This is a genomic window from Micromonospora sp. WMMD730, assembly GCF_049178955.1.
Taxonomy (GTDB): Bacteria; Actinomycetota; Actinomycetes; order Mycobacteriales; family Micromonosporaceae; genus Micromonospora; species Micromonospora wenchangensis.
In genome coordinates, this window is sequence record NZ_JBMHML010000002.1 from 2,360,635 (window position 1) to 2,372,599 (window position 11,965).

Below are 11,965 nucleotides of genomic sequence, written 5' to 3' on the forward strand. Positions count from 1 at the left end.
GGGCCGTTGTGGGGGCATGACCACGACGACCGGGCCGACCACCGATCGGCGTACCGCCGTGCACCGGCTGCTGCTGCGCCTCGCCGGACAGGCCCCGGACGAGGTGGTCAGCGCGGCCCGGCAGTGGCTCGCGGCGGATCAGCTCGCCGAGGTGGCCCAGGCGGTGGCGTTCACCTGCCTGACCGGGGGCGTCGGGCTCACCGCGCCCGAGCAGGTACTGCTCGCCGGGGTCCTGGCCGACGCCGGCGCGGACGACGACATGCTCGCCGGGCTGTCCACCGGCGAAGCCCCGCCGGTGGCGTACGGGATGGCCCCGGTGGGTCCGCAGGTGCTGGCCGGGGCCGGCGGGCGGATGCCGTACAGCATGGACCTGACCGTGGGTGGGGACGGCCCGGGCTCGCCCGACGACCTCGACCGGGTCGCCATCGCCGCGGTGGCTGCCGCACCCGGGCCGGTGGGGCTCTGGCGGGCCTGGCGGTACCCGGCCGTGGACACGCCGTATCCGGCGCCGAAGCGGCTCTACCTCGTGCAGGGCGCGGATCCGGTCGCCCTCGCCGCCCGGATCGGGTCCACCCTGGAGGCGGCCGGGGAACGGCATCCGCTGGTGGAGGCGTTCGGTGAGCCGGTGGAGCTGCCGGAGTACCAGCGGCGGGCGTTGGCCTACTCGGCGCTGCTCTGGGCGGACCGCCCCGCCGGGCCGCTGCGGACGGCCACCCCACCGGACCCCGCCGACCCACCCGGCACCCTCGGCGACGACGAGGCGGAACGGGTCGTCGCCTACCTCGGCGCGGGGGTGCCGCTGCTGGCCAGCCCGCACCGGTCGGCTGACGGCTTCGATCCGGCGTCGGCCGTCGACCCGGTACCCACGGGTGTCCGGGGCGACGGGCGGTGGTTGTGGTCGGAGGCGGTCACCTACTACGCCGACCAGTACGGCTTCGCCCCCGAAGCGGACCTGCTCGCGGCGATCCGGGCCGCCGACTACACCGCCCCGGCCCTCGACGCGGTGGCGGTGCACCGTTCGCTGTCGTACCTCTTCGCGGCGATGTGCGACCCCGACCGGACCGGGGTGAACCATCACGCCGGACCCCCCGTTGTGGAGGCATGAGCGTGCCGTCGGCGATGCACCGGCTCCTGCTGCGGATCGCCGGGCAGGCCCCCGCCGCGCTGCTCGGCACCGCCCGCGCCCGGCTGGCCGACGGTGCGGTGACCGAGGTGGCCCGGATGGTGGCCTTCGCCGCCCTCGCCCGGCAGATCCGGCTGACCGACCCCGACGTGCTGCTGCTCACCGGGGTGCTCGTCGCCGCCGGTGCGCCCGACGACCTGCTCGCCGACCTGCCCCGCACCGCCGACGACCGCACCCCGCCCTACCTCTGGACACCGGACCCGCCCACCGACCCCGGCCAGCCCGGCAACGGTCACGCCGCCGGGCCGCCCGGGTCGGCCCCCTCCGGTATGCACCCACCTGTCGGGGGCGTCGCGTCCGACGGCGGGGACGCGGTCGACCGGGCCGCCGTCGACGCCCTCGGCGGCGGGGAGCCACAGCCCGCCGGGCTGTGGCGGGTCTGGCGACGCCCGGCGTCGGCCACGCCGTACCCGTCGGCCAGCCGGGTCTATCTGGTCCAGGCCCGCGCCGGGGCGGTCGCGCTCACCGCGCGGCTCCAGGCCGCCCTGGCGGCGGTGGGCGAGACCGACCCGCTGGTCGAGGTCTTCGGGCACCTCGCCGGGCTGCCGACGTACCACCGGCGGGCGCTCGCGGGGGCCGTCCTGCTCTGGGCCGCCCGACCGGTCGAGCGGGTACGCGTCGCGGCCACCTTCGACACCCTCGACGCGACCGGGAACCCGACGTTCGGCCCCGACCGGGCCCGACTGTCGACTGCGGAGGCGAATCGGGTCGCCGGCTACCTCGCCGCCGGGTTCCCCCTGCTCACCGGCCCGGCCCGGGTGCCCGACGTGATCACCCCGGGCCGCACGGTGCCGGTGGACCTGCTCGGCGACGGCCGGTGGATCTGGTCCGCCGCCACCGCGCACTACCTCACCCGCTACCGGATCGCCCCGGACGAGGGCCTGCTGGCGGCGATCCGGGCGGCCGGCTACGCGCCCCCCGACGTGGACGCGGTGGCGGTGCACCGGTCCCGGGCGGCGCTGGTCGAGGCCACCGGCGGGGTACGACGGGCGGCGGGCTGACCGACGATGACCGACCCGCCCGACCCCGTACACGCCGCCGTCGTCGGTGCCGTGCTCCTCGTCCACACCGCCACGGAGCCGTACGCCGCCCTGGCCGGGGTGGCCGCCCGGCTGCCGGCCGACCCGGACCGTACGGTGGTGCTCTGCTCGGCGACCGTGTCGGCCCGACCGGACCTGTTCGCTCTCCTGGCCGATTTGCTGCCCCGCCAGCTCGGCGGGTCGGCCGCCGGGTTCCGGCTGGTCCCGCTCGGCGGCTATGCCGACCCGGTGGCGGTGCCGGACCTGGCGGCCGGCCTCGCCACGGATCTCGGGATCGACGGGGCGGTGCCGCTGGACGCCCCGGCCGTGTCCACCCGGGCGGTACCGGCGGCCCGCCGGTGGATCGTCGCCGACGGTGGGCCGGCCCGACCGGAGCACCCGCCCGCCGACTGGTGCCCGCCACCTGCCGGGCCGGCCCGGCAGGTCGGCGGCCCCGAGGGCTGGCTGGTCGCCCCGGTCGGGGACGGCTACACGTGGCTGCCCGCCGGCTGGCCACCACCGGCCGCCGGGCCCGTCGGGTCCGTCGAGGACGCGGGACGGCCGGAGCGGACGGATGGTGACGGTCCGGCTGCTCCCGGCGGACAGCCGGCCGGTGACCGGGGCCGCCCGCCGGGGCGACCGGTCCCCGGTGGCTGGTCCTTCCTGCCCGACCCCGCCGGGACGCCGCTGGGGCGCGACGATCTCCCGGGCCCCGGACGGCAGGCTCCGGTGCCGCTCGACGTGTACCTGGTCGAGGTGGCGCTCGGCGCGGGCGGCTTCCAGGTGGACGGCCGGCCGGTGCCGCCCGGGGTGCTCGCCGGTCACCTGGCGGCCCTGCGGCGTGCCGGGCGACCCGTGGTGCTCTGCGGGGACGCACCGTACCCCGCCACGGCCGGGATGCTGTTCGGGGCTCTCGCCGACGCCCTCGGCGTTCCGGTCGTCGCCGGTGACGCCCGGGTCGAGGTGACCGCGACGGGGCTGCTGACCACCACGGGCACGTTCCGCCGGTGGCGTCCCCGGCCGGCGGCCCGCACCGCCCGCACGGTGACCGACCTCGGCCCGGTGCTTCCCGCCCCGGCGGACCTCCCCACCGCGCCTCCCACGCCACCTGCCGCGCCCGCCACCCCCGGACCACCCGACGACGCGCCCGCCACGGCCGGTGCCGCGCCGGCCACGACCGGCACCGCGCCCGCCATAACCGGCACCGCGCCCGCCATAACCGGCACCGCGCCCGCCATGACCCGTGCCGAGCCCGTCGTGACCGCCGACCGCCGGGCCGGGCCGGCCGCCGTGCCGTCGGACGGTGCCGGTGTGGCCCCGTACACCCCGGGCGTGCTCCTGGTCGGCGTGTCCGCGTCGGCCGTCGACCCGGCAGCCGTGCCGGTGGACTGTGTGCACCGGTGGCAGCGGATCGCCGCTCCCTCACTCGACCTGCTGCGGGTCGCGTCGCCGGAGGTGACCGGGGACGTCCGTCCGCCGGCCCCGGAGCCGACGGACGCGGCCCCGCCCGGCCCGCAGAGCCCGGCCCCCGACCCGACCGTGCCACCCGCCGCAGCCCACGACCAACCGGCCCCGGCCCCGGCACCCGACCGTCCGGACATCCCGGTCGGGACGCCCGACGCGGTGCCGGGCCGACCGGAACCGGCGTCCGGCCCGGTGACCGGCGACCCCGGCGTGCCGCCGGCCGCCGTCCCCGGACCGGGACCGGCCCCGCCGGGCCCGACGCGGGTCCCGGTGACGTTCCGGCTGGACGGGAGTGCGCCCACCGCCGGGGACCGGACGGCGCTGCGGCGGATTCTCGCCGGCCGCTACGACTCGTACACGCAGGTGGTGACCCGGACCCTGGCGGAGGAACCCGGCCTGCGGGTGGCCGCGGTGAGCGCGCCGGACCTGCCGGCGGGCCTGGTCGCGGTCCGCGCCTACTGCGTCGGCGAACGGGAGACGGTGAACGCGGTCCTGCGGGGCGACGCCGCGCCGGCCGACGATCAGGCGGTGCTGGCCCGCTGGGTGGGCTACGGCCTGCGTCGCCTGCCGGTGGTCTTCGGCCCGGTCTTCCGCGCCGCGGCCGTCGCACCGCCGGGCGGCTACCCGCCCGGCACGCTGCTGGTGGAGCCGGCCTTCCTCGACGTCGACCCGACGCCCGCGCCGGCGCCGGACGCCGGGGTGCGGTTCGTGATCTGGTCCGTCGGCGCCCGCCGGCTGGGCGGTCTCGGCACGACCGGCACCGGGGCCCGCGCCACACCGGCCGGCGTCCACACCGGATCCCGCACCGACGGTACGGCGGTCTTCCCCGCCGGGACCTGCTTCCAGGTGCTGGCGGACGAGCCGGTGGGCGACCGCGAGCTGCGGCAGGTGTTCCTGCGGGAGTTGCCGGCCGGCCGGCCGACCCGGGGCGGCGAGCAGACGTTGCAGCGGTTGCGGGCGGTCGCCGGGGTGGGGGATGCGGCAGGCGGCGGCACCCCGCCGCTGGCGGTGGGGGTCGGCGTCGACGGGGCGGGGCGGTTGTTCGCCCCGCCGTCGGGGTGACCGCCGGTGGTGGGGCGGGTCGGCACGACGGAACCCGCCCGTCGCCGGTCGGCCGGCGGGGTGCGGTGGGCGGGGGATCAACCAGACGAGAGGGTGGTGAGGGGTGAACAGCACCGTGATGGCGGTCTCCCAGACGGAACCGGGGTGCCCGCCGACGATCGCCGGTGCGTTGGCCGTCGCCCCGGCCGGTGCCACCGTCGTCGTGCAGCCGGGGGTGTACCGGGAACAGCTCCAGCTCGGCGGCGACGTGACGCTGATCGCCGAGGAGGGACCGGGCACGGTCACCATCGACGGGGGCGACGGGGTGGCGCTGCACGTCGGCGCGGGAGAGGTGACGCTGCACGGGATCGAGCTGCTCGGTGGTGGCGGGCACATGCCGGCCGTCCAGGTCGGCGGCGGCCGGCTGGAGCTCACCCGGTGCGGCGTACGGGCCGGTGGTGTCGTCGCGGTGCACGTGCCCCGGGGCGAGCTGACCATGCGGGACTGCCGGGTGGGCAACCCCGCCGGGGCGGGCCTGCTGTTCGAACGCGCCGGCACCGGTGAGATCGTCCGTACCACGGTCGCCGGGATCGGCACCGTGGCGGTGGCCGTCACCGGCGGCGACCCGGTGCTGCGCGGCTGCACGATCACCGACGTACGCGGCAGCGGGCTGTTGTGCACCGGCGGCGGCCGGGGGCTGATCGAGCAGTGCGTGGTCTCCGCCGTCGACGGCCCCGGCGTGGTGGTCGAGGACGGCACGGTCCGGCTGGTCGACACCCGGATCGTGGACACCGGTGGCACCCCGGTGCTGGTGACCGGTGGCAGCCCCGAGCTGACCGGCTGCGAGATCCGCACGGCGACCGGCCCGGCGGTGCTGGTCGGCGGGGCCGCCGACCCGACGCTGCGCGACTGCGTCCTCGGCGTCGAGGGCGGGCACGGGCTGAGCGTGCAGGCCGCCGCCACCGGCAGTTACCTGGGGTTACGGGTCGAGACGACGACCGGGGCGGCGGTGGTGGTCAGCGGCACGGCGGCGCCCCGGATCGAGGGCGGCACGCTGACCGCCACCGACGGGGTCGGCCTGCTCTTCGCCGACGCGGCGACCGGCAGCGCCCGGGAGGTGACGATCGTCCGGACCCGGTCCGGGCTGCTGGCCCGGGGTACCTCCCGGCCCGAGGTCGACGACCTGACCGTCACCGCGCCGACGCAGGAGGGGCTGCGGGTCGCGGAGTCGGCGCGGCTGCGGGCGCGAGGGGGAGCGGTGACCGACGCCGGGTCGGCCGGGGTGTCGGTGACCGACGGGGAGCTGACCGTGGAGGGGACGACCCTGCGCGACTGCGCCACCGGTCTCGTCGTGTCGGCCGGGCGGCTGCGGGCCACCAGTGTGGACGTGCTCGGCAGCCGGGGTGCCGGGTTGACCGCACAGCGCCAGGCGACGGTGCAGCTACGGCGCAGCCGGGTACGGGGCGGCGACGGGCCGGGGGTGTGGTTCGCCGGGGAGTCGCAGGGCGAGGTGACCGGGTGCGAGGTGTTCGGCAACACCGGCCCGGGGGTGCTGGTGCAGACGCGCCGACCGGTGCGGTTGGTCGAGACCGAGCTGCGGGGTAACGCGGGCGGGCGGCTGCGTACCACGGTGGACGACGCCGCGGTGGAACTCGTCGGCACCGACGCCGATCCCGCGCCCACCGGTCGCGCCGGCGGCCCCGGGTCCGTCGGCCCGCCGGCGGACGGGCCGCACCGGCCGCCGGAGCCGGTCGGGCGGCCCGACCCGGCCGCTCCGGCGCGGGCCGCCGATCCCGCCGTGCCGGTGCCGGCGACGCCGTCGGCCGGTGCCCCGCCCGCCGACGACCCGGCCGCGCCGCTGCTGGCCGAACTGGACGCGCTGGTCGGTCTGGCCGGGGTGAAGCGGGAGGTGGCGACCCTGGTCGGGCTGCACCGGATCAGCCGGCGGCGGGCCGCCGCCGGGCTACCGGCCCCGCCCATGTCCAGGCACATGATCTTCGCGGGTGCGCCGGGCACCGGGAAGACCACCGTGGCCCGGCTCTACGGCCGCATCCTGGCCGCCCTCGGTGTGCTGCCCGGCGGGCAACTGGTCGAGGTGGCCCGCGCCGACCTGGTCGCCGAACACATCGGCGGTACGGCGGTGAGGACCACCGAACGGTTCACCGAGGCGATCGGCGGTGTGCTGTTCATCGACGAGGCGTACACCCTCGCCCCGGTCGACGGTGGCGGATCGGGGCACGACTTCGGTCGGGAGGCGATCGACACCCTGGTCAAGCTGATGGAGGACCACCGCGACGAGGTGGTGGTGATCGTCGCCGGCTACTCCGCGCAGATGCGCACGTTCCTGGCGGCGAACCCCGGGTTGGCCTCCCGGTTCTCCAAGACCGTCGAGTTCGAGAGCTACACCTCCCCGGAGCTGGTGCAGATCGTCGAACGGCTGTGCAGCAACCACCACTACGCCCTGGAGTACGACACCCGGATCGCCCTGGAGTCGTGGTTCGAGTCGATGCCGCGTACCGGGTCGTTCGGCAACGCCCGGGTGGCCCGGCAGACCTTCGAGGAGATGGTCAGCCGGCAGGCGTTCCGGCTGTCCGGCAGCGGTGCCGCCTCCGGGGTGGAGCTGGCCCAGTTGCTGCCGCAGGACCTCGACGAGGCGGCGGCCGGTCCGGCCGACGACGGGCCGCCGGCCGGTGCGGTGGACGCGCTGCTGGCCCGGCTGCACGCCATGATCGGGTTGGACGCGGTGAAGCAGGAGGTGGCCGACCTGATCGACCTGCTGGCCGCCGTACGGACCCGGGTGCGGGCCGGCCTGCCCGCGCCGTCGGTCTCCCGGCACCTGGTGTTCTCCGGGCCACCGGGCACCGGCAAGACCACGGTCGCCCGCCTCTACGGGCAACTGCTGACCGCGCTGGGGGTGCTGCGGGGCGGGCAACTGGTCGAGGTGGCCCGCGCCGACCTGGTCGGCGAGTACGTCGGGCACACCGCGCACCGCACCCGGGAGGCGTTCGAACGGGCCCGGGGCGGGGTGCTGTTCATCGACGAGGCGTACACGCTGGCACCACCGGACGCCCGCAACGACTTCGGTCGGGAGGCGATCGACACGCTGGTCAAGCTGATGGAGGACCACCGCGACGAGGTGGTGGTGATCGTCGCCGGTTACGAGGCGGAGATCGAGCAGTTCCTCGCCGCCAACGCCGGCCTGGCGTCCCGGTTCTCCCGCCGGGTCCACTTCGCCCCGTACACCGCCGACGAGCTGGTCGCCATCTTCGAGGGGCTGGCCCGCGCCGGCGGGTACGACTGCCCCGGCGACACGCTGACCGCGCTGCGCCAGCACTTCGAGCAGGCCCCGCACGGTCCGGCCTTCGGCAACGGCCGGTACGCCCGCCAGGTGCTCGACGAGGCGGTGACCCGGCAGGCGGGCCGGCTGCGCGGCCTGACCGGGCCGACCGTCGCGGACCTGCGTACCCTGCGGGCCGAGGACGTCACCTCCGCGACGGCCCCGCATGGCTGACCGACCCGGTGGGACCGTGTGGCGGCTGCGGCCGGTGGACCGTCCGCATCGGAGCCGGTTGCGCCGTCGGGCGACGGGCGGCATCAGCGACAGCGGGTCCGACGGTGCCCCGTATGCTCTCCTGGATCGACGTGGGACCGGAGGTACGGGCGCGCCCGCGCGGCCGGTCACGCGGACGGTGAGCGTGCTGGGGAGGCACCGGTTGGCAGGTCTTTCTCGCGGGCCGGACGCGGACGCGCCGGGCGGGGCCGGCATCGGGGTGGCGGCAGCCGTCGACGCGTCGGCCGTCGACGCCGGGCCCCCGTCACCCGCCGCCGACCTGGCCCCCGACGCGCGGCTGCGGGAGCTGCACGCGGTGCACGCCGAGCCGCTGTTCCGGTTCCTGCTGCGGCTGGCCTCAGGTGAACGGCAGCTCGCCGAGGACCTGCTCCAGGAGACGATGATGCGGGCCTGGCGCAGCATCGACAGCCTCGCCGCCGACCTGGAGACCCAACGGCGCTGGCTGTTCACTGTGGCCCGCCGGGTCGCCATCGACGTGGCGCGGGCCCGGCAGGCCCGCCCGACCGAGGTCGGCGCGCTGGATCTCAGCCGGATGCCGGCGACCGCCGACGAGGCCGAGCGGGTGGTGACGGCGTGGACCATCCGTGACGCCCTACCGAAGATCAGCGTCGAGCACCGCCGGGTGGTGGAGGCCGTCTACTTCCGGGGGCTGTCCACCGCCGAGATCGCGGCGGAGTTCGGCATCGCCGAGGGCACCGTCAAGTCCCGCGCCCACTACGCCCTGCGCGCGTTGCGCGCCGTCATCGGGGAGGTCGACGGTGCGTGAGGCGTCCACCACGACCGCGATGGCATACGATTGCGGCGGCGGGGCCGCGAGGCGCTGCCTCCCCGAGCAGAGCTGACAGGCCATGACCGACCTCCGAAGCGACAGCGACGCCCCCGGTCCGGTGGCCCACGCCCCGCTGGAGCAGTGCGCTCCCTACCTGTGGGGTGACCTCGACCCGCAGGACGAGTGGGAGTTCGAACGTCACCTCGGCACCTGCACGATCTGCCTCGACGAGTGCGACCGGCTGGGCCCCCTGGTGGGGGCGTTCTCCGGGCTGACCCCCGGCGAGATCGCCGACCTGCGCACCGGTCCGGCCGACGCCACCGCCGCCCCGGCCCTGCCGGCCGCCGACGCGGCCCCTGACGCCATCCCGGCCCCCACCGCCACCCCGGATCCCGGCGGTGCCTCGGGGGATTCGTCGCCGTCGCGTCCGGGGCCGGCGGACCGGCCGCCCTCCCGGGACGCGGGCGGGCGGGGTCCGGCCGGCCGCGCGCCCGACCGGGCCCGGCGGGGTCGACGGCGGTGGCTCGTCGCCGGCACGCTCGCCATGGTCGCGGCGGTGTCCCTGGGGGTCACGCTCGGGCAGCGGCAGCAGGGCGGCGCGCCCGACGCCCGGCGGTCCACGGTCAACCCGGTCGCCGCCGGGGTGACGGTGGAGGGGGTCGGTGCGGCCACCCGGCTGTCCGTCACCGTCTCGGCCCGCACCGACGGCCCCGGACCGGCCTCCGACGTGCGGGCCACCGTGCTCGGCCTGACGGCGGGGGTGCAGTACCGCCTCTACGCGGTCGCCGCCGACACCCGCACCTACCAGGTGGCGCAGTGGACGGCGACCGCCGGGCCGCAGGAGGTCACCGGGGAGATCCCCGCCGCGATCGACACGCTGGCGTTCTTCGCCGTCGCGGAGACCGACGGGACGGCACTGGTGTCGGCCCGGATCGGCCGCCCCGCCGGCCCCCGCTAGACCTTCACCCGCGTCCACTTCTGGTTGGCCTCACCGGTGCACGTCCACAGTTGCAGGCCGGTGCCGTTGGCGGTGGACCAGTCCCGGATGTCGACGCACCGGCCGATCGCCGAGTTGACCAGATCACCGGAGCCGTTGATCCAGAACTTCTGCGCCCAGCCGCCGTTGCAGGTCGCCAGCTGGATGCGGGTGCCGTCGGCGCTGGAGGCGTCCGCCAGGTCCATGCAGAGCGATCCCATCCGGATCGTGCCGTCGCCGCCGAACGTCCACTTCTGCCGGGCCGAGCCGTTGCAGTCCCAGATCACCAGCGGCTGGCCGTCCACGGTCGAGGGGGCGTACAGGCAGGTGCTGCCGTACCCGCGAATGCGGTAGCCGGTGGATGCCGCCGCCGCTGGCGCCGGGGTCGTCGGCCGGGCCGCCGCCTGCGTGGACGGGGCGGCGCCCGCCGGGGCGGGCCTGGTCGGGGTGGTGCCCGGCCTGGTCGGGTTGCCACCCGGAGCGGGGCCCGCACCGGCGGGCGTGGGCGGCAGGGCCAGCACCGGGCCCCTGGTGCCGGCCGGCAGCGGGGGACGCGGGGACGGACGCCCACCGAGCCGGGGGTCCTGGGCGTAGAAGGCGGCGTAGGCGAGGACCCGGCCGGCGTTCTCGTCTACCGTGCCCAGGTCGGGTGCGCCGCCGGCCTGCACCCCGGGCCCCCACTGGAAGGCGGCCAGCGCGAGCGGGTACGGGTCGGCGGTGAGCCCACCCAGGTCGGTGGTGAGGGCGCACATCGTCTTGCCGAGCGTGGCGATCGCCGTGGCGGCGTCCCACGGTGACTGGCCGGCGGTCGCGTAGCGGCTCCACACGGTGGGGAGGAACTGGGCGATGCCCTGCGCGCCGTTGGGGCCGAGCAGGTTCGGGTTGAACCCGGACGCCGCCATGAGCTGACCGGCGATCTTCGCCGGGGTCACCGCCGGGCAGGTCCGGCCGGCGGCGAGGATCGCCGCCAGGTGCTCGTCGGGGATGGGGCGTGGCGCGCTGCCGGCGGGTGGCGCTGGTGGGGCGGGCGTCGGTGACGTGTCCGCCGCGTCCGGGTCGAAGTCGGGCTGGCGGGAGTACCACTCGGCGTAGCCGACGACGGTCCGCACGTACCCGGCCGCCGCGTCGGGGACGCCCCGGTCGGCCTGGACGGCGGGCATCCCGGAACGGTGTGCGGCGAGCGCGAGCTGCCAGGTGTCGCCGTCGATGTCGCCGTGCGACACCTGCCCGACGAGGTCGCACATGTGGTGGGCCAGCGCGACGATGTTCGCGGCGACGTCCAGCCGGGGCGCGTCGGGCCAGGGCAGCCACCGCTGCCAGAGTTCGTCGGTGAGGCCGGCCACCCCGGAGCCGCCGTCGTCGGTGCGGGCGTCGGCCACGAACCCGGAGGCGGCCATGAGCTGACCGGCCAGCCGGGGCGCGGTGAGGGTCGGGCAGGAGAGCGCGGCCTGGGCGATCAGGGGCACCTGCTCGGCGGGGACCGGTTTGCCCTCCACGGTCTCGGCGGTGGCCGTGCCGAATCCGGTGCTGGCGGCGAAGCCGGCGAGGACGGCGAGCGCCAGCGCCATCAGCCCGGCGATGATCCGCGCCACGATCGGCGGGCCGGGCAGGCGGGACATTCCCCGTCGGACGACGCCGGTCAGTGGTGACAGCCGTTGCCGCACCCCACCGACGAGTCGTTCCAGCCGCTGGCGGTGGGACGTGGAGGTCAGTGGCACCGGTGCGCTCCTCGACAGGCTGTGGCTTCGACCTCTCAACGCACCGAGCCAGCCGAAGGTTCAGTCGGATCAGCGTGGAGTTTGCCGGGTGCCGTTGATCGCGGCGCTGCCGGGGTGGGCGGTCCGGGTTGCCCGGCAGGTCGGCACGCCACCGACCTGCCGGACGTCACCGGGTCGACCCGCTATTCGCGGCTGTGGGGCTGCGCTGCGCTGCACTCCTCGCG

7 protein-coding genes are annotated in these 11,965 nt (G+C 77.0%); 6 read left to right on the forward strand and 1 reads right to left on the reverse strand.

The genetic code is table 11. From position 1 onward, the window contains the following. Positions 1-16: 16 nt before the first annotated feature. The 6 genes from ACN265_RS10455 (at position 17) to ACN265_RS10480 (ending at position 10,005) form a co-directional block, all read left to right on the forward strand. Positions 17-1,105 carry a hypothetical protein gene (locus tag ACN265_RS10455; protein WP_421407113.1) on the forward strand — a complete coding sequence of 363 codons (1,089 nt, stop codon included), beginning with the start codon at positions 17-19 and terminating at the stop codon, positions 1,103-1,105. After that, positions 1,102-2,184, forward strand: coding sequence for a hypothetical protein (locus ACN265_RS10460; protein WP_421407115.1), 1,083 nt, complete (start codon positions 1,102-1,104; stop codon positions 2,182-2,184). Before ACN265_RS10455 ends, ACN265_RS10460 begins: the two co-directional genes overlap by 4 nt. A 6-nt stretch (positions 2,185-2,190) precedes the next feature. Next, a complete protein-coding gene (locus ACN265_RS10465; protein WP_421407117.1) occupies positions 2,191-4,728 on the forward strand; it encodes a hypothetical protein in 2,538 nt (845 codons plus the stop codon). A gap of 103 nt (positions 4,729-4,831) precedes the next feature. Then, positions 4,832-8,218 carry an AAA family ATPase gene (locus ACN265_RS10470; protein ID WP_421407118.1) on the forward strand — a complete coding sequence of 1,129 codons (3,387 nt, stop codon included), beginning with the start codon at positions 4,832-4,834 and terminating at the stop codon, positions 8,216-8,218. A gap of 202 nt (positions 8,219-8,420) precedes the next feature. After that, the gene (locus tag ACN265_RS10475) at positions 8,421-9,044 is read left to right on the forward strand and encodes a sigma-70 family RNA polymerase sigma factor (protein ID WP_421407119.1); all 624 of its coding nucleotides are present in this window, start codon (positions 8,421-8,423) and stop codon (positions 9,042-9,044) included. A gap of 82 nt (positions 9,045-9,126) precedes the next feature. Then, on the forward strand, positions 9,127-10,005 hold the full coding sequence (locus tag ACN265_RS10480; RefSeq protein WP_421407121.1) for a hypothetical protein: 879 nt from the start codon (positions 9,127-9,129) through the stop codon (positions 10,003-10,005). Here ACN265_RS10480 and ACN265_RS10485 read toward each other — a convergent pair. Next, a complete protein-coding gene (locus tag ACN265_RS10485) occupies positions 10,002-11,741 on the reverse strand; it encodes a ricin-type beta-trefoil lectin domain protein (RefSeq protein ID WP_421407122.1) in 1,740 nt (579 codons plus the stop codon). The genes ACN265_RS10480 and ACN265_RS10485 overlap by 4 nt on opposite strands. Positions 11,742-11,965: the final 224 nt, after the last annotated feature.

Bases quoted from the DNA above. Each gene is read 5' to 3' on its own strand.
- ACN265_RS10460 (WP_421407115.1), top strand. From the start codon at position 1,102: ATGAGCGTGCCGTCGGCGATGCACCGGCTCCTGCTGCGGATCGCCGGG.
- ACN265_RS10480 (WP_421407121.1), top strand. From the start codon at position 9,127: ATGACCGACCTCCGAAGCGACAGCGACGCCCCCGGTCCGGTGGCCCAC.
- ACN265_RS10455 (WP_421407113.1), top strand. From the start codon at position 17: ATGACCACGACGACCGGGCCGACCACCGATCGGCGTACCGCCGTGCAC.
- ACN265_RS10465 (WP_421407117.1), top strand. From the start codon at position 2,191: ATGACCGACCCGCCCGACCCCGTACACGCCGCCGTCGTCGGTGCCGTG.